Here is a 17890-nt window from a genome sequence, read left to right as displayed (position 1 = left end):
TTCGCAAGGTCACGTGGTCACATCAACGCAGTTCGTCCCTCCAGCCGCGCCATGGCGCATGCGCATGGCGTTATCGCTGTCCGTGCTGCTCCACCTGCTGCTGTTGAGCATTCCCATCCAAGGGGATGTGTTCGGGCTTTCGGGCCTGCGCTTTCCATGGGAAGAGCGGCGTCTTGCGGCCAGCGACCTGCAGATCGTGCTGGCGCCTGCGCCTTCCGCGGCACCCGCCACGCCCCCGGCGCGTGCCGTGACGCCACGGCCGGCGCCTGCGCCATCCGCGGCACCCGCCACGCCCCCGGCGCCTGCCGTGACGCCACGGCCGCTCCCGCCTCCCGCGCCGGCACCTGCCCCGCGCGAGGAGCCGGCCGCAGCGCCGCCAGCAAAGGCCGAACTCAAATCCACACCCGCACCTGAGCGGGACCCGCAAGCCGCGGAGCAGTCGCGCCAGGTGGAGCTGATCGCGCTCGCGCGCGAGCAGGCCGAACGCGAGGCAAGCGCGCGCGTGGAACTGGACCGGATCGCGGCCGAGCGACGGGAAGCGGCGCGGCAGGAGCAGGAACGGCGCAACGCGCTGGCCCGCCTGGAGGAAGAATACGCTGCTGCGGCGCGTATCGAGGCCGAGCGTCTTGAACGTGAGCGTCTCGACGCCGTGCGACGCGAGCAGGAGACTGCGCGTCTCGAGGCGGCGCGCCAGGACGCCATCCAGCAAGAACAGACGCGCCAAGAGCAGGCGCGCCAAGAGCAGGCCAGGCTGGACGAAGCTCAGCGCGAGCAGGAGCGGGCGAGGCAGGCGGAGGCGCAGGCCCAGGCGCAGGCCAGCCAGGCGCCGGTGCAGCAGGGACCTGTCGACCGGGGCCAGGCCGCGCAACTGGCGCCGCGCGCCGAACGGCTGCGCGCGATCGCCGAACAACTGGCTCGCGAATCCGCCGGGCGCGACCGCGCCGGCAGTGCGCCAGGTGTGCCGCCGCCCACGGTCAGCGGCCTGCGCCGCGGCTGGCTGTTCGGACGCGCCGATCCCAACCAGGACCTGGTCCAGTATGCGCAAGCCATGGGCCGCAAGATTGAGTTGAACCGGACCCTGGACATGGTGCGCGAAGCGGTGAAGCAGCCGCATACGCAGCCGGTCGTGACGGTGGCGGTACGCGCCGACGGTTCCGTGGAAAAGATCACTTTCGAGACCTCGAGCGGGGTGGCGGCGATCGACGACGGCATCCGCAAGATCATCGCGAGCCAGGCGCCATACGGCCCGTTTCCGCCGGCGCTGGCGCGACAGTACGACGTGGTCGAGATCCGGCGTACCTGGCTGTTCGACGTCGCCGTGCGCTTGCAATAAGTATCATCAAGTTGCTTGACAAGAACCCTGAGTGATCCTAAAGTGATATCACTTTGATGCTACTTAACTGAGGGGTGTCCACCATGAATGCAGCACACACGCGCCGCGAATCGGCGTTCTCATCGGCAAACGGCTACCTGGCGGCCGGCGCCGGGATCGTCCTGCTGCTGGCGTCCTTCTATCTGCTCAAGAGGATGGCCGAGTCGTCCGACGGCCTCTCGTTCCTGATCGGCGCGGTGGCACTGGGTCTCGCCGGTCTGCTGTGCCTGGGCGGCCTGTACATGCTGCAGCCGAACGAAAGCGCGATCCTGACCCTGTTCGGCAAGTACATCGGCACCGACCGCAGCGAAGGGCTGCGCTGGGCCTTCCCGTTCTATGTCAAGCGGCGCCTGTCGCTGCGCGCCCGTAACTTCAATGCGCCGACGCTCAAGGTCAACGACAAGCGCGGCAACCCGGTCGAGATCAGTGCGGCGGTGGTCTGGCGCGTGCGCGACACCGCCCAGGCCGTGTTCGAGGTGGACGACTTCGAGCGCTACGTCTCGATCCAGGCCGAGGCCGCGCTGCGTCACCTGGCATCGCAGTATGCCTACGACGAAGGCGAAGACCTGGCCCCGGGCGAGACCACGCTGCGCGCCGGCATGGACGTGGTGGCCGAGACCCTCAAGGTCGAACTGCAGGCGCGCTTCGAGGCGGCCGGCGTCGAGGTATTGGACGCCAAGCTGACCCACCTGGCTTATGCCGCCGAGATCGCCCAGGTGATGCTGCGCCGCCAGCAGGCCGAGGCGATCATCAGCGCCCGCGCTAAAATCGTGCATGGCGCGGTGAGCATGGTGGAGACGGCGCTCAAGGGCCTGTCGGAGCGCGGCATCGTCGAACTCGACGACGAGCGCAAGGCGGCAATGGTGAGCAATCTGCTCGTCGTGCTGTGCTCGGACAAGGAAACCCAGCCGATCGTGAACACCGGCACCCTGTATAACTAGCAGCGAAACAGCATGGCAAGTCCGGGCAAAAAAGCGTTCCCCTTGCGGATCGATCCCGCCCTGTGGGAAGAGCTGCAGCGTCTCGCGGCGCGCGACCTGCGCAGCGTGAACGCCGAGATCGAGTTCCTGCTACGCGAGAGCCTGGCCCGCCGCGGCGTGAAAGTCAGGGAAGCGAAGAGCAAGGATAGTGGAGGGCAAGATGAAACATAGTTCGAACGGTGGCCTGGTGTATTCCACCGAGAGCGGGCGCATGTGCCCCGAATGCCGGCAGCCGGTCGCCGCCTGCGCCTGTTCGGCCAGGGCGCCTGTCGTCGGCGACGGCGTGGTGCGGGTGTCGCGCCAGTCGAAGGGGCGGGGCGGCAAGACGGTCACCCTCGTCAAGGGCGTCGCGCTCGACCCGCTCGCGCTGGCGCTGCTGGGCAAGCAGTTGCGCACGGCCTGCGGTTCGGGCGGCACCGTCAAGGATGGCGTGATCGAAGTACAGGGAGACCATTGCGACCTGGTGATCGACACCTTGACGACGCTGGGCCACGCGCCGAAGCGGGCATGATCTCCAAACAATTCGTCTCGCGGGTAGCCCTGAAGGCCGACCAGGTCGCGAGCTTCGACGGGTATCCGTTCTGCCTGCCCGCGGTGCGCCACCTTGGTACCCTTGAACTGCATCCGAAGGTGACCTTCGTCGTCGGCGAAAACGGCTCGGGCAAGTCGACGCTGCTGGAAGCCATCGCCGTCGCCTACGGCTTCAATCCGGAGGGCGGCACCAGGAACTTCGGCTTCAATACGCGCCAGTCGCACTCGCCCCTGCACGAATACATCCGGCTGTCGAAGGGCGTCAAACGACCCAGGGATGGCTTCTTCTTCCGCGCCGAAAGCTTCTTCAACCTGGCCACCGAGATCGAGCACCTCGATCGCGAACCCTCCGGCGCGCCGCGTATCGTTGACTCTTACGGCGGCAAATCCCTGCACGAGCAATCGCACGGCGAATCGTTCTGGGCCCTGGTGATGAACCGCTTCGGAGGCCGCGGCTTCTACGTGCTCGACGAGCCGGAAGCCGCGCTGTCGCCCCAGCGCCAGCTGGCGCTGCTCTGCCGGATCCACGAACTGACCAACGACGATTCCCAGTTCATCATCACCACCCATTCGCCGATCCTGATGGCCTATCCGGATGCCTGGGTGTATGAATGTTCGGCGGCAGGCATCCAGCGCGTGCATTATCAAGACACCGAGCACTTCCAGGTCATGCACGACTTCGTGGTGAACCCCGAGCGCATGGTCGACATCCTGCTGGACCGGACGCGCGACGGGCGCTAGGGCAGCCATGTGCTAAAGTGGCATGATTGCTGGTGTAGCATGCAGCCAGCGCGTATTCCCCCGGTCTAAGCGACCCAAATAATAAACCCCGGGTGTCCCATGAATCTGTTCGAACATTTGGCTGTCCTGGCGCTCCTGGTGCTGGCGGCCGGCTTCCTGTCGCTGACCGAGATCGCGCTCGCGGGCGCACGCAAGATCAAGCTGAAACTGCTGGCCCAGGCGGGCGACGAGCGCGCCCAGAAGGTCATGGCGCTGCAGGCCCAGTCGGCCGACTTCTTCGCCGTCTCGCAACTAGGCCTGAACGCGATCGCCATCCTCGGCGGCATCCTGGGCGAGGGCGCCCTGCGGCCGTTCTTCCTGGACTGGCTATCGCTGTTCTACAGCGGCCCGGGCCGCGACAACGTGGCCTTCGCGCTTTCTTTCGTGTTCGTCACGACCCTGTTCGTGCTGTTCTCGGACCTGATGCCCAAGCGCCTGGCGATGATCGCGCCCGAAACCACGGCGATGGCGGTAATTCGCCCGGTGCTGTTCGTGATCCGCCTGTTCAGTCCATTTTCCTGGGTGCTGAACAAGATCGCCAATATGCTGTTCCGCCTGTTCGGGGTCGACATGACGCGCGAAGACCGCATCACTTTCGACGAGATCTCGGCCGTGGTCGAAGCCGGCGCCCAGGCCGGCGTCTTGCAGAAGCAGGAGCAGCACTTCATCGAGAACGTGTTCGAGCTCGAATCGCGCACGGTGACGTCGACCATGACGACCCGCGAGAACGTGGTGTTCTTCGACCTGACTGAGCCCGAGGAAAGCATCCGCCAGAAGATCGCCAATCATTCGCTGTCGAAGTTCCCGGTGTGCGACGGCGTGATCGACCGCGTGGTCGGCTATGTCGACACGCGCGACATCCTGGTGCGCCTGCTGAGCAAGCAGACCAAGTTCCAGCTGAGCGAACTGACCATCCGCACGGTGCTGATGATCCCGGACAGCCTGACCTTGTCCGAGATGCTCGACCGCTTCCGATCGAGCAAGGAAACCTTCGCGATCGTGATCAACGAATACGCCTTCGTGGTCGGCGTGATCACGCTGAGCGATATCATGGTCACCGTCATGGGTCGCTGGGGCAGTCCGCTCGAAGCCGACCAGCAGACCTTGCAGCGCGACGATGGCTCGTGGCTGATCGACGGCAGCACACCGGTGGCCGACATGAAGCGGGTGCTCGACCTGCAGTCCTTGCCCGAGGAAGAGCGCTACGAAACGGCGGCCGGCTTCATGATGTATATGCTGCGCAAGGTGCCCAAGCCGACCGACAGCGTCGAACACGAAGGCATGCGCTTCGAGGTGGTCGACGTCGATCACTACCGGATCGACCAGTTGCTGGTGAAGCGCCTGGAACGCGCCGATACGGCGCCGCTGTCGGTGAGTTCGCTGACCGACTAAGGGCTCGACTAAGGGCTCGACTAAGGGCTCGCCTGGCGTGCGGCTGAGCCGTGCGTCAATATATCGGGCGCTTTGGTAGCCTGTGATGATCCGGCTCGCTCCTTGAAGCGAGCCGCTTCCAACCTACAGGAGCCCCCTACATGTCTATCCGCAACCTGCTTTCTTCGATCCTGATCGGCGCCGTCGCCAGCGCGCGCTCGATGACGCCCATGGCCACCATCGCCACCGCACGCCTGGCCGGCCGCGGCACCTCGGGCGAACTGTTCCTGCTGGACCGTCCGACCTTCAAATATGGCGCGCTGGCGATGGGCGTCGGCGAGCTGTTCGGCGACAAGATGAAGAGCGCACCCGACCGCACCGTCTTTCTGGGACTGCTGGCGCGCGTGATGAGCGCGGGGATCGCCGGCGCGGCATTGGCGCCGAAGGGAAGGGAAAAGGCGGGCGCCGCGGCCGCGGTGGCCACCGCGGTGCCGCTGGCTTACCTGACCCTGGCCGGCCGCAAGCAGGCGATGGCGCGCATCGGCCAGACCAAGAGCGGCTTGATCGAGGATGCGCTGATCGTGGCCGCTGGCGCTGCGATCGTGGCGATGGCCACCAAGCCGCAGCGCGGCTACTGATTTCTACAGGCGGCCGAGGCGCGACAACGCCAGTTGCAGCGTCTCGTCCTTCTTCGCGAAGCAGAAACGCACCACCCGCAATTGTTTCGGCTGGCCGTAGAAGGCCGATACCGGAATCGCCGCCACCTTGATCTCGGTGGTCAGCCAGCGCGCGAAATCCGCCTCTGACTGGTCCGAGATGGCGTCATAGCGCACGCACTGGAAATACGTCCCATCCGATGGCAGCAACGTGAAGCGCGAGCCGGCCAGGCCGGCGCGGAACAGGTCGCGCTTGGCCTGGTAGAAGGCGGGCAGGTCGCGCCATGGCGCCGGGTCTTGCAGATAGGCCGCGATCGCATGCTGCATCGGCGCTGTGACGCAGAACACATTGTATTGGTGGACCTTGCGGAATTCGGTCATCAGGGCCGCTGGCGCTGCCACGTGGCCGATCTTCCAGCCGGTGACGTGGAAGGCCTTGCCGAAACTCGACACCACGAAAGCGCGTTCGGCCAACCTTGGGTCACGCGAGACTGATGCATGCGGCTCGCCGTCGTACACCATGTGCTCGTAGACTTCGTCGGACAGCACCAGGATCGGCGTGCCGTCGACGATCGCTGCCAGCGCATCGAGGTCGGCCTGGCGCAGGATGGTCCCGGTCGGATTGTGCGGCGTATTCACGACGATCATGCGCGTGCGCGGCGTGACCGCCGCCCGTACCGCGTCCCATGGCACGCTGAATCCGGCGTCGTCGAAGCGCATTGCCACCGGCACCACCACGCCGCCGGCCAGCACGATCGCCGGCGCATAGCAGTCGTAGGCCGGCTCGATGACGATCACTTCGTCGCCCGGATGCACGACAGCCAGGATCGCCGTGTGGATCGCCTGACTGGCGCCGACCGTGACGGTGATCTCGGTATTGGCGTCATAGTGGTGGCCGTAGCTCGCCTCGATCTTGGCGGCGATCGCTTGGCGCAGCACCGGCATGCCGGTCATGGGCGCGTACTGGTTATGGCCGGCGCGCATCGCCTCGGCCACCAGGTCGACCAGCTTCGGGTCGCAGGCGAAGTCGGGGAAGCCCTGGCCGAGGTTGACGGCGTCATGCTCGAGCGCCAGCTGCGACATCTGGGTGAACACGGTGGTGCCCACTTGAGGCAGGCGGGAGACTAGCGGAGGAAGGCTCATGGGCGTAGGCGGATCGTGAAGAAAACGTTCTTATTCTAGCGTGCCTTCGGCCCTGGCCTTGAGCCAGGCTTCGGGCAGCATGATGCGGAACAGGCCGGCCTGCGCCGTCTTGCGGCCCAGCTTGAGCAAGGCCTTGTCCTTGCTGATCAGGACCGAGGCGCCGGCGTCGCGCGCCAGTTCCATGAATTTCTGGTCGTCGCGGTCGGTGCAGACCGGCAGGCGGATCGCTTTCGACTCCGGTGCGACCAGGCGCAGCAGGGTGTCGAAGCGAGCGGCAGCCTGCTCGCGGCCCGCTTCGTCCAGCGGCAGGTGCGGGTAGCGCAACACGGCGAGGTATTCGTCGCGGCATTCGGCGCGCGTGATCGCGTCGACCTGTTTCGCCTCGATGGCGGCCAGCAGCTCGGCCCAGCGCGGGTCGTGGAACACGAACAGGTCGAGCAAGACATTGGTGTCGATGACGATAGGTTGGGCTGGAACGGTTATCATGTAGCTTGTTTATTTGTGGAAATTTTCTGTTCGTTCATGCTGATTGTCCTGTCCCCCGCCAAGTCGCTCGATCTCGAATCGCCCCTGACCACCAAGCAACATACTACGCCCGACTTCATCCCGCAGGCCGCGGAGCTGATCGAGGTGCTGCGCGATTATTCGCCGGCGCGGATCAGCGAGCTAATGGATCTGTCGGATGCGTTATCAAGGTTGAACGTCGGCCGCTACGCTCACTGGCAGCCGGATCACGCCGAGGCGCGTCCGGCCATCATGTCCTTCAACGGCGACGTGTATACCGCCTTCGATGCCCCGAGCCTGGATGCGCAAGGGCTCAAATACGCACAGCGCCACGTACGGATCCTGTCGGGCTTGTATGGCCTGCTGCGTCCGCTGGACCGGATGCATCCCTACCGCCTCGAAATGGGCACCAAACTGGCGAACGCACGCGGCAAGGATTTATATGCGTTCTGGGGCGAGACCATCACGCAGGCGCTGAACCGCCAGCTGGCCGAGACCAAGGCCTCGGCACTGGTCAACCTGGCCTCGACCGAGTACTTCAGGTCGGTCAAGCCGAAGTTGCTGGATGCGCCGGTGATCGAGCCGGTGTTTCAGGACTGGAAGAACGGCCAGTACAAGATCATCTCGTTCTTCGCCAAGCGCGCCCGCGGCATGATGGCGCGCTATGCGACCGACAAGGGCATTGCCGACCCTGAACAGCTCAAGGAGTTCGATGTCGACGGGTATGCCTACGAACCGGGTGCTTCCAGCGAACGCGCTTGGGTGTTCAGGAGGCGGGTGGAGGTGTGAGCTTCGGGCTGCTCATGTGAGCTTGGGTTCCCGCCTTCGCGGGAACGACGTGCTGATACGTTCAATGTGCTGGTTCAGCCATCGCGGCTTTTATCATGCGACCGTTGAACGTCGTTCCCGCGCAGGCGGGAACCCAAGTCAACAAGAACAGCCCGCTCCCTTATTCCACCGCATCCTTCGGCGAAGGACGTGGGCCGCTCTTGGCCCAGAATTTCCACCACGGCGCATCGGCGCTCAGGTTCGGGCTCGGACGCACGTCCTTCTTGGCCCAGAACTTCCACCAGGCAGCATTCACGCGCGCATTCGGGTTGAGGAAGTAGCTGTCCGGATAGTTGAGCAGGAACACGCGCTGGGTATCGTCGCGCAGCAGCGGCATGCCGAGCTTGTCGTAGCTGCGCATCATGATGAATAGCGCTTCCTCGCGCGCTGGTGCGTCGCTGTAGTTGGCGACCGCATCCTGGGCGCGATTGAGCGCCGCCAGATAGGCGCCGCGGCGATAGTAGTAATTGGCTACGTGCACTTCGTACTGCGCCATCGCGTTGATCAGATAGCTCATGCGCTCGATCGAGTCTTGCGCATATTTGCTGTTCGGGAACTTGTCGACCAGGGCCTTGAAGGCGGCGAACGCTTCGCGCGTCGCGCGCGGATCGCGCTCGGTCGGGTCTTGTTCATAGACGAAGCTGAAGAAGCCCAGCTGGTCATTGAAGTTGATCAGGCCGCGCAGGTAATACATATAGTCGACCTGGGCGTGGTTCGGGTGCAGCTTGATGAAGCGCTCGACGGCGGCCAGGGCCTCGGCCTGATCCTGCGCCTTGTAGTGGGCGTAGGCGATCTCCATCTGCGCCTGCGTTGCATAGACGCCAAACGGGAAGTTGGTTTCGAGCCGCTGGAACAAGGGAATTGCGGCTTCGTAGTGCCCGCCGGCCATCTCCTCGCGCGCCTCAGCGTATAATTTCTCCGCCGACCAGTTTTTGGATTCGTCGGTAGGCTTCGGCAGAACACTGCATGCCGAGAGGCCGACGAGGGCGCAAGTTGCGACCAACACAGACAATTTTTTTTGCATAGCTTTTTGCAGAGAAGTTTTACCTAGATTCAACGAACGGCTGATTATAGCCGATGGGACTGACGTGATATTAACTCCTGCGCCGGATTCGGCGGATTTACCTATTGACCCTGACTTTGACGATGAACTGGAGGCCGGGTTCGCCCCCGTGCCCGGCATCGACCTGTCGCCGATGACGCTCGCGCTGCAAGAGGAACACTGCGGCCAGCGGCTCGACAAGGTGGTGGCCGGCCTCGTGCCCCAGTTCTCGCGCAGCCGCCTGCAGCAATGGTTCGAAAGCGGCCACATCACGGTTGACGGCAAACCGGCGCGCGGCAAGGACACGGCCTATGGCGACGAGACGATCGTCGTCGAACCGCAGGCCGCGCCTGAAGACACGGCGTTCACGCCGGAGCCGATGGACCTGAACATCGTCCACGAGGACGACGACATCATCGTCATCAACAAGCCGGCAGGCCTGGTCGTGCATCCCGGCTCGGGCAACTGGAGCGGCACCCTGCTCAACGGCCTGCTGCACCACTGCCCGCAACTGGTCGGTGTGCCGCGCGCCGGCATCGTGCACCGCCTGGACAAGGACACCAGCGGTCTGATGGTGGTCGGCAAGACCCTGGCCGCCCAGACCGATTTGGTGCGCCAGCTGCAGGCGCGCACCGTCAAGCGCGAATACTTCGCGCTGGTGTGGGGCACGCCGCGCGCTTCGGGCACCATCGACAGCCCGATGGGCCGCGATGCCAAGGACCGCGTCAAGATGGCGGTTTCGAACAGCCCGTTCGCCAAGCCGGCGATCACCCATTACGAGCGCGTCGTCACCGGCGAGCTCGATCGTCGTCCGGTGTCGCTGGTGCGCTGCCGCCTGGAAACGGGCCGTACCCACCAGATCCGCGTCCACATGCAGTCGCTGGGCTTCGCCCTGGTGGGCGACGCCGTCTATGGCAAGCGCCACCTGACGCCGGTCTTCCACCGCCAGGCGCTGCAGGCGCGCCGCCTCGGCCTGGTGCATCCGGGATCGGGCGAGCAGTGCGAATGGACGGTGCCGCTGGCCGACGATTTCGCCGCGCTGATTGCCCAGGCGGGCATCGAGGAGCCGCAGGATGACGGATTCGGTAGCGATTCTGCTGGCAAATTCGATGACGAGGATGACGACGAAGGCGTCGTCACCTACCGCGTATGACGCAAGGCCTGACCGCCGCCGGCCTGGTCTGGCCGGACTGGCCCGACCTGCCGGCCTCGATCGGCGCGCTGGCCACCAGCCGCGATGGCGGCGTCAGCGCCGCGCCCTATGACGACGGCAAGGGTGGCGGCGGCCTGAACCTGGGCTTGCACGTCAACGACGACCCCGATGCGGTGCGCGCCAACCGCGAGCGCCTGCAAGTCTGGCTGCCGGGCCGTCCGGCCTGGATCGCCCAGGTGCATGGCGCCGACGTGGTCGACGCCGCGAACGTGGGGCCCGATCGTCCGGCGTGTACCGGCGACGCCAGCATGGCGACGGCGCCAGGCCTCGTGTGCGCGATTCTCACCGCCGATTGCCTGCCGGTGCTGTTCGCCGACCTCGATGGCAAGGTGGTGGGGGCGGCCCACGCGGGCTGGCGCGGCCTGGCGGGCGGGGTGCTCGGGGCGACCGTGAGCGCCATGCGCGCGGCCGGCGCCGGCGAGATCACCGCCTGGATGGGGCCGGCCATCGGTCCCGATGCCTTCGAGGTGGGGCAGGACGTGGTGGATGCCTTCGTGGCCGCCATCCCGGGAGTGGCCGCACGGGCCTGCTTCCGCGACTATCCCGGCCGTCCGGGCAAATTCCTGGCCGATATGTTCACCCTGGCGCACCTGATGCTGGCGCGCGATGGTGTCGAACGCGTCCATGGCGGCGGCCTGTGCACCGCCAGCGCACCCGAGCGCTTCTATTCCTACCGCCGCGATGGCGTCACCGGCCGTCAGGCCAGCTTGATCTGGATCAAGTGAGCGATCGGCATCCTCGCTGATGCTGCTCAGTCGCCGTCGCCGTCCCCATGGGACGCTTCGGTGGCGTCCCCAGGCGCATCCTTGTTTGCGGGTTTGTCCCCGCCCTGGTTTTGCCCACCCATTGCCATCCGGCGACGTTGCCGACGCCGCTTTGCGCCGGTGAGATAGAAAAGAATGGATAATGGGACTGCGCAATAAAAAACGAAGGTCATGATCCCGCCGACCACGGTCGGTTCGGTCGCCGCCATGAGCACGACAACGTAAATCCAAGCAATGGCGACGATCCACATGATGTTTTGTTTCCTGGTTGAAGAGACGAGATTCTAACAACGGATGCCTACATGAACATGCCTGACCCGCAAGCTTTTGCCGCAACCTGGTTGTCCCAGTTTACCGATCCCAAGGCCTGGGACGGCTGGATGAAGATGGCGCCAATGACCCCGCCGCCCGCATCCGCCAACCCGCTGGCCGGCTATCTGAAAGATATTGGCGCCGGCATCGACCCGGTCAAGCTGGAGTCGATCCGCGACGACTACCTCAAGAAGGGCGCACAGCTCTGGCAAGATTTTGTATCGGGCAAGACGCCCGTGCTGCATGACAGGCGCTTCTCGGCCTCGGAATGGATGGCGCACCCGCTGTCGGCCTTCTCTGCCGCCTCCTACCTGTTGAATTCCGAATTCCTGCTGGCCATGGCCGATGCGGTCGAGGCCGGTCCGCGCGAGCGCCAGAAGATCCGCTTCGCAGTGCAGCAAATGGTCGACGCCATGTCGCCCGCCAATTTCTTCGCGACGAATCCGGAAGCGCAGAAGAAAATGATCGACACCAAGGGCGAGAGCCTGACCAAAGGCATGGCGAATATGCTGGCAGACCTGCAAAAGGGCCGCATCTCGCAATCGGACGAATCGGCCTTCGAGGTCGGCCGCAACGTCGGCAACACGCCAGGCCAGGTGGTGTTCGAGAACGAGCTGTTCCAGCTGATCCAGTACACGCCGACTACGCCGACCGTGCACAGCGTGCCGCTGCTAATGATCCCGCCCTGCATCAACAAGTTCTACATCCTCGACCTGCAGCCCGAGAACTCACTGGTCCGCTACGCGGTGGAGCAGGGCAATACGGTGTTCATGGTGTCCTGGCGTAACCCTGACCGCAGCCAGGCCAACCTGCGCTGGGACGATTACGTCGAGACGGGCGCGATCCGCGCGCTGGAGGTGGTGGGCGAGATCACCGGGCAAGAGAAGGCCCATGTGTTCGGCTTCTGCGTCGGCGGCACGATCGCCGCCACCGCGTTGGCGGTGCTGGCCGCACGCGGCCGCCAGCCGGCGGCCAGCCTGACGCTGCTGACCACCTTGCTCGACTTTTCCGACACCGGTGTGCTCGAAGTGTTCGTCGACGATGCCCAGGTGGCGCTGCGCGAGCAGACCCTGGGCGGCGGCGGACTGATGGCGGGGCGCGACCTGGCGACGACCTTTTCGGCGCTGCGTCCAAACGACCTGGTATGGAACTATGTCCAACAAAACTATTTGAAGGGCAAGGAACCGCCTGCCTTCGACTTGTTGTACTGGAATGCCGACAGCACCAACTTGCCGGGACCGATGTTCTGCTGGTATCTGCGCAATACCTACCTCGAGAACAAGCTGAAGAACCCGGGCGCGCTGACGGTGTGCGGCGTGCCGGTCGACCTGGGCAAGATCGATGCGCCGGTATTCATGTACGGTTCGAAGGAAGACCATATCGTGCCATGGCAGGCGGCCTATGCCTCGATGGGGCTGCTCAACCCCAGGAATGCGAAGGCGAACCGGTTCGTGCTGGGCGCTTCGGGGCACATCGCCGGCGTCATCAATCCGGCCGCGAAGAACAAGCGCAGCTATTGGGTCAATGACAAGGGCGGCAAGTCGCGCCCGAAGGACGACGGCGCCTGGTTCGACGGCGCGGTCGAGCACAAGGGAAGCTGGTGGCCGGAATGGGCAAAATTCCTGGCGCAACACGGCGGCGCCGACGTGCCGGCGCCCGAGACGCCTGGTAATGCGCAATATGCGGCGCTGGAACCGGCGCCGGGACGTTACGTCAAGGCGCGTGCCGATTGAGTGTGAGGCGGATAAGTTGACAGAAAAGCTAAGATAGTGATTAAACTGGTAATTGCTGCACCTGCGTCAATTGCATGGTATGGTGTCTGCTGTCCGTCTACTGCCGACCTGGTGGCGGATGGGCAGGAGACGAACCGGCCATGCCGGCGCACACAATTCTAAGTACGAGGCTCACGAAGCCGCGGCGCAACCTATGGAACGAGAGATGAGCAGTGTGAAGAAAAGTACGGAACGCCTGATCAAGAAATACCCGAACCGTCGCCTGTACGACACGCAGACCAGTTCATACATTACGCTGTCCGACGTCAAACAGCTCGTGCTCGACGCCGATGAATTCACCGTGGTCGACGCCAAGAGCAATGAAGACCTGACCCGCAGCATCCTGCTGCAGATCATCCTGGAAGAAGAAGCCAACGGCGTCCCGATGTTCTCGAGCTCGGTCCTGGCCCAGATCATCCGCTACTACGGTCACGCGATGCAGGGCATGATGGGTTCTTACCTCGAAAAGAACGTGCAAGCCTTCACCGACATCCAGAACAAGTTCACCAGCAACGCAGCCGGGGCCCTCGAAGGCAAGCCTTTCAGCCCCGAGATGTGGACCCAGTTCATGAACGTCCAGGGCCCGATGATGCAGGGCATGATGAACAACTACATCGACCAGAGCAAGAACCTGTTCCTGCAGATGCAAGAGCAGATGCAGAACCAGAGCAAGGCGATGTTCGGCGCTTTCCCGTTCCCGGGAATGCCGACCAATCCGACCGACAAGAAATAAGCGCGTCGCGCAACGCCTGCGCGACCACCGTCACCAGCCTCAGCACGTCGTTGCCGCGCAGGCGGGAACCTAAGTTTCTTGGCACAGTGACTACGCTCGACGAAGCCACTACGCAACAGACTTGGGTTCCCGCCTCCGCGGGAAGTCGTTGCTGCCAGTGGCAGGAACGACGTGCAAGGGCCTCGGGTCCCACTCCCACACCCGGTTCAGGTACAATCGCGGATTGCCCAAATCATTTGTCGTCCGCCCATGCCTGAACTCCGTCGTAATCCTTCCGCCAACTCCGGCAGCATCGCCGCCGCCGCCAAGGCCCCAGCCATCGTCATTCCGACGCCGGCCGCGGGCCTGACCGCGCCAAAGGTCGGCTTCGTCTCGCTCGGCTGCCCGAAGGCGCTGGTCGATTCGGAGCAGATCCTGACCCAGCTGCGCGCCGAAGGCTACCAGACCGCCTCGTCCTATGATGGCGCCGACCTGGTGATCGTCAACACCTGCGGCTTCATCGACGCCGCGGTGCAGGAGTCGCTCGACGCGATCGGCGAGGCGCTGGCCGAGAACGGCAAGGTGATCGTCACCGGCTGCCTGGGCGCCAAGAAGGATGCCGCGGGCGACGACATCATCACCAAGGTGCACCCGAAGGTGCTGGCCGTGACCGGCCCGCACGCCGTGACCGAGGTGATGGAATCGGTGCACCTGCACCTGCCGAAACCGCACGACCCGTTCATCGACCTGGTTCCGGACCACGGCGTCAAGCTCACGCCGAAGCACTACGCCTACCTGAAAATTTCCGAAGGCTGCAACCACCGCTGCAGCTTCTGCATCATCCCATCGATGCGCGGCGACCTGGTGTCGCGCCGCATCGACGAAGTGCTGATCGAGGCCGAGAACCTGTTCAAGGCCGGCGTCAAGGAACTGCTGGTGATTTCGCAGGACACGTCCGCCTACGGCGTCGACGTCAAGTTCCGCACCGGCTTCTGGAACGGCCGTCCGATCAAGACCCACATGACGCAGCTGGTCGAGGCCCTGGGCCAGCTGGCGCGCCAGTACGATGCCTGGGTGCGCCTGCACTACGTCTATCCTTACCCGCACGTCGACCACGCGATCCCGTTCATGGGCGACGGCCATGTGCTGCCTTACCTCGACATCCCGATGCAGCATGCGCACCCGGATGTCTTGAAGCGCATGAAACGCCCGGCCAGCGGCGAGAAGAACCTCGAGCGCATCCTCAACTGGCGCAAGATGAACCCGGACCTGACGATCCGCTCGACTTTCATTGCCGGCTTCCCGGGCGAGACCGAGGCCGAATTCGAATACCTGCTCGACTTCCTGAAGGAAGCGCAGATCGACCGCCTGGGCTGCTTCGCCTATTCGCCGGTCGAGGGCGCGACCGCCAACGAGCTGGCCAATCCGGTGCCGGAACAAGTGCGCGAAGAACGCCGCGCGCGCGTGATGCTGCTGCAAGAGGAAATCTCGGCCAAGCGCCTGCAGGCCAAGGTCGGCAAGACCGTGCGCGTGCTGATCGACGAAGTCGGTCCGCGCGAAGCCATTGGCCGCTCGGCTGCCGATGCGCCGGAAATCGACGGCGTGGTCCACATCAAGCGTCCGCTGGTGCCGGGCAAGCAGAAGCTGGCGGTCGGCCAGTTCGCCGACGTGGTCGTAACCCGCGCCGACGCCCACGACCTGTGGGCCAACCCGATCTGAAGCACTGACACCTAGCCCGGCGCGCGAGTCCCATGAACGAGAAGTCGATCCAGACCACACTGATCCATAGCGACTACGTCGCGCCGAGCGGTTTCGATGCCTTCCCGCCCGGCATCCACCGCGCATCGACGGTGCTGTTTCCGAACACCGCCGCGATGCGCTCTACCGAGTGGCGCGACAAACAGGCCTATACCTATGGCCTGCACGGCACGCCGACCACGTTCACCCTCGAAGGCAAGCTGGCCGAGATCGAAGGCGGCAAGCATTGCCTGCTGACGCCTTCCGGCCTGGCGGCGATCGCGATGGTCGATTTCGCCTTGCTCAAGAGCGGCGACGACGTCCTGCTGCCGGATAACGTCTACAACCCGAACCGCGAACTGGGCCGCTGGCTGACCCAGGACTTCGGCGTGTCGGCGCGCTACTACGACCCGATGATCGGCGCCGGCATCGCGGAGCTGATCCAGCCGAACACAAAGCTGCTGTGGACTGAGGCGCCGGGATCGGTGTCGATGGAAGTGCCGGACCTGCCGGCCCTGTGCCAGGCGGCCCATGCGCGCGGCGTGATCGTCGCGCTGGATAACACCTGGGCCGCCGGGCTGGCGCTGCGCGGCTTCGACCACGGCGTCGACATCGTCATGCATGCGCTGACCAAGTACCAGTCAGGTGGGGCAGACCTGTTGATGGGCGCCGTGATCACCCGCGATCGTGGACTGAACGATCGCATCGCGCAAGCGCATATGCGGCTCGGCATGGGCGTGAGCCCGGACGACGCCTACCTGGTGCAGCGCGGCCTGCCGACGATGAAGCTGCGCTTCGAGCGCCACGATGCGAGCGCGCGGACGCTGGCCGCCTGGTTCAAGGCGCGGCCCGAAGTCAGCAAGGTGCTGCATCCGGCGTTCGAGGATTGTCCCGGCCACGCGTTCTGGAAACGCGATTTCACGGGCGCCGGCGGCCTGTTCTCGGTGGTGTTCGATCCACGTTTTGACGAGGCCCAGGTCGACCGCATGGTCGATGCCTTGACCCTGTTCGGCATCGGTTACAGCTGGGGCGGACCGAATAGCCTGGTGATGCCGTATCGGATCAAGAGCCTGCGCGACAAGTGGGCCGATCCCGGCGTGCTGGTGCGCTTCAATGTCGGCCTCGAAGAGCCAAACGACCTGATTGCCGATCTGGAGCGGGCCTTCGGCCAGCTGTAAAGGAAAAATGGGGCCTGATCGGCCCCATTCTTTTTTATACCGGCATCGCCCGGTTATTGTTCAGGTCGAGGAAACCGCGCACCAGGCGATAGGCTTTCCAGACCCAGACCACGAACCACAGCAGGTAGGCAACCGGAATGCCGATCACGGTGATGAACAGCACGCCGCCGACGGCCATCCAGGCCACATACCACCAGAATGAACGGATCATCCAGGTGTGATGGCTGTGAACCATCGTGCCCACGGTTTCAGGGCGCTTGATGTAGTTGACGATCACCGGAATGATCGACAGCATCCCGAGCGAAAAGAAGAAGGTCAGCGCGTGGATGACGTACAGGATGCGCGCCCAGTGCTTGTTGTCCTCGACACCGCGTTCCAAAACCAGTTCTTGCGACATAGTGGCTCCTCATGAAGGACGGGATAGCCCCCGTTTGTTGTCATTGTAGCAGCGTCGGCCGCAAAGAACCGGATTATGCCGGCCGGAAGGTCGAAGGATTCAACCTACATGTTGCTGGACCCACGCCATCAGCCGCCCTGCATCCATGGCGCCCGCCTGGCGCGCGATCTCGCGTCCGCCCTTGAACAGCGCGAGCGTCGGGATGCTGCGGATCGCGAAGCGTCCGGACAAATCCTGCGAACGCTCGGTATCGACCTTCAGCAGGCGCACCTTGGGCTCCAGGCGCTGGGCGGCCTGGGCATACGCCGGCGCCATCATCTTGCACGGGCCGCACCATTCGGCCCAGAAGTCGACCAGCACCGGGATATCGTTGCGGCCCACGTGACGCTCGAAGCGGGCGCTGTCGACGTCCAGCGGGCGGCCGGTGAAGATGGCTTGCGAGCATTTGCCGCAAGTAGGGGCGTCCTGCAGGCGTGCCTGCGGCATGCGGTTGACCGCATCGCAATGCGGACAGACGACGTGGAGCGGGTCGCTCATGGTGTTCTCCTTCAGCTAAAACGATGACGGTATTGTAAGCGGCGCCGTGCAATCGGCGTCG

The 17890-nt window shown here is 64.4% G+C and carries 20 protein-coding genes; 14 read left to right on the top strand and 6 right to left on the bottom strand.

Going from position 1 to position 17890, the window contains the following annotated elements; genetic code table 11:
* Positions 1-13 precede the first annotated feature (13 nt).
* From AC3A6F_RS15810 to AC3A6F_RS15780, 7 genes are all read left to right on the top strand, one after another.
* A complete protein-coding gene (locus AC3A6F_RS15810; RefSeq protein WP_487682320.1) occupies positions 14-1333 on the top strand; it encodes a TonB C-terminal domain-containing protein in 1320 nt (439 codons plus the stop codon).
* Between the two features lie 83 nt (positions 1334-1416).
* Complete coding sequence (locus AC3A6F_RS15805; protein WP_487682318.1) at positions 1417-2313, top strand: SPFH domain-containing protein; 897 nt, start codon at positions 1417-1419, stop codon at positions 2311-2313.
* A gap of 12 nt (positions 2314-2325) precedes the next feature.
* Positions 2326-2523, top strand: coding sequence for a type II toxin-antitoxin system antitoxin (locus AC3A6F_RS15800; protein ID WP_487682316.1), 198 nt, complete (start codon positions 2326-2328; stop codon positions 2521-2523).
* Positions 2513-2863, top strand: a complete 351-nt coding sequence (locus tag AC3A6F_RS15795; protein ID WP_487682314.1) for a translation initiation factor Sui1 — start codon at positions 2513-2515, stop codon at positions 2861-2863. Before AC3A6F_RS15800 ends, AC3A6F_RS15795 begins: the two co-directional genes overlap by 11 nt.
* Positions 2860-3624, top strand: a complete 765-nt coding sequence (locus AC3A6F_RS15790) for an AAA family ATPase (protein WP_487682312.1) — start codon at positions 2860-2862, stop codon at positions 3622-3624. Before AC3A6F_RS15795 ends, AC3A6F_RS15790 begins: the two co-directional genes overlap by 4 nt.
* A gap of 99 nt (positions 3625-3723) precedes the next feature.
* The gene (paeA, locus tag AC3A6F_RS15785; RefSeq protein WP_487682310.1) at positions 3724-5055 is read left to right on the top strand and encodes a polyamine export protein PaeA; all 1332 of its coding nucleotides are present in this window, start codon (positions 3724-3726) and stop codon (positions 5053-5055) included.
* Between the two features lie 140 nt (positions 5056-5195).
* Entirely contained in the window at positions 5196-5672 is a 477-nt protein-coding gene (locus AC3A6F_RS15780) for a hypothetical protein (RefSeq protein ID WP_487682308.1), read from the top strand.
* 3 nt (positions 5673-5675) lie between these two features.
* Here AC3A6F_RS15780 and AC3A6F_RS15775 read toward each other — a convergent pair whose 3' ends face one another.
* Together AC3A6F_RS15775 and AC3A6F_RS15770 are read right to left on the bottom strand one after the other, a co-directional pair.
* The gene (locus tag AC3A6F_RS15775) at positions 5676-6833 is read right to left on the bottom strand and encodes a pyridoxal phosphate-dependent aminotransferase (protein ID WP_487682306.1); all 1158 of its coding nucleotides are present in this window, start codon (positions 6831-6833) and stop codon (positions 5676-5678) included.
* A gap of 30 nt (positions 6834-6863) precedes the next feature.
* Complete coding sequence (locus tag AC3A6F_RS15770; RefSeq protein WP_487682304.1) at positions 6864-7319, bottom strand: putative toxin-antitoxin system toxin component, PIN family; 456 nt, start codon at positions 7317-7319, stop codon at positions 6864-6866.
* Between the two features lie 36 nt (positions 7320-7355).
* Between AC3A6F_RS15770 and yaaA the strand changes: the two genes are divergently transcribed.
* Positions 7356-8126, top strand: a complete 771-nt coding sequence (yaaA, locus tag AC3A6F_RS15765) for a peroxide stress protein YaaA (protein ID WP_487682302.1) — start codon at positions 7356-7358, stop codon at positions 8124-8126.
* A gap of 160 nt (positions 8127-8286) precedes the next feature.
* Here the strand turns inward: yaaA and AC3A6F_RS15760 are convergent, their stop codons facing one another.
* Positions 8287-9189, bottom strand: a complete 903-nt coding sequence (locus AC3A6F_RS15760; protein WP_487682300.1) for an outer membrane protein assembly factor BamD — start codon at positions 9187-9189, stop codon at positions 8287-8289.
* 64 nt (positions 9190-9253) lie between these two features.
* Between AC3A6F_RS15760 and AC3A6F_RS15755 the strand changes: the two genes are divergently transcribed.
* Positions 9254-10360 carry an RluA family pseudouridine synthase gene (locus AC3A6F_RS15755; protein WP_487682299.1) on the top strand — a complete coding sequence of 369 codons (1107 nt, stop codon included), beginning with the start codon at positions 9254-9256 and terminating at the stop codon, positions 10358-10360.
* The gene (gene pgeF / locus AC3A6F_RS15750) at positions 10357-11145 is read left to right on the top strand and encodes a peptidoglycan editing factor PgeF (protein ID WP_487682297.1); all 789 of its coding nucleotides are present in this window, start codon (positions 10357-10359) and stop codon (positions 11143-11145) included. The genes AC3A6F_RS15755 and pgeF overlap by 4 nt, the downstream gene beginning before the upstream one ends.
* 26 nt (positions 11146-11171) lie before the next feature.
* On the opposite strand, the gene AC3A6F_RS15745 is transcribed toward pgeF, so the two are convergent.
* Positions 11172-11435 carry a hypothetical protein gene (locus AC3A6F_RS15745; RefSeq protein WP_487682295.1) on the bottom strand — a complete coding sequence of 88 codons (264 nt, stop codon included), beginning with the start codon at positions 11433-11435 and terminating at the stop codon, positions 11172-11174.
* A 51-nt stretch (positions 11436-11486) separates the two neighbouring features.
* On the opposite strand from AC3A6F_RS15745, the gene phaC reads away from it, so the two are divergent.
* From phaC to AC3A6F_RS15725, 4 genes are all read left to right on the top strand, one after another.
* Positions 11487-13229 carry a class I poly(R)-hydroxyalkanoic acid synthase gene (phaC, locus tag AC3A6F_RS15740; RefSeq protein WP_487682293.1) on the top strand — a complete coding sequence of 581 codons (1743 nt, stop codon included), beginning with the start codon at positions 11487-11489 and terminating at the stop codon, positions 13227-13229.
* Between the two features lie 205 nt (positions 13230-13434).
* Complete coding sequence (phaR, locus tag AC3A6F_RS15735) at positions 13435-14001, top strand: polyhydroxyalkanoate synthesis repressor PhaR (protein ID WP_005670179.1); 567 nt, start codon at positions 13435-13437, stop codon at positions 13999-14001.
* Positions 14002-14250: 249 nt separating this feature from the next.
* Positions 14251-15699, top strand: a complete 1449-nt coding sequence (gene rimO, locus AC3A6F_RS15730; protein WP_487682291.1) for a 30S ribosomal protein S12 methylthiotransferase RimO — start codon at positions 14251-14253, stop codon at positions 15697-15699.
* Between the two features lie 32 nt (positions 15700-15731).
* Positions 15732-16895, top strand: coding sequence for a cystathionine beta-lyase (locus AC3A6F_RS15725; RefSeq protein WP_487682289.1), 1164 nt, complete (start codon positions 15732-15734; stop codon positions 16893-16895).
* A gap of 34 nt (positions 16896-16929) precedes the next feature.
* Here AC3A6F_RS15725 and AC3A6F_RS15720 read toward each other — a convergent pair whose 3' ends face one another.
* Both AC3A6F_RS15720 and trxC read right to left on the bottom strand, forming a co-directional pair.
* The gene (locus tag AC3A6F_RS15720; protein WP_487682287.1) at positions 16930-17292 is read right to left on the bottom strand and encodes a DUF4870 family protein; all 363 of its coding nucleotides are present in this window, start codon (positions 17290-17292) and stop codon (positions 16930-16932) included.
* Between the two features lie 99 nt (positions 17293-17391).
* Entirely contained in the window at positions 17392-17829 is a 438-nt protein-coding gene (gene trxC / locus AC3A6F_RS15715) for a thioredoxin TrxC (RefSeq protein WP_487682285.1), read from the bottom strand.
* Positions 17830-17890: the final 61 nt, after the last annotated feature.

It is taken from the genome of Massilia sp. Soil_C_3 (assembly GCF_057657035.1).
Note: the sequence above shows the minus strand (reverse complement) of the source record. Positions and strands in the feature narration are given on the sequence as shown.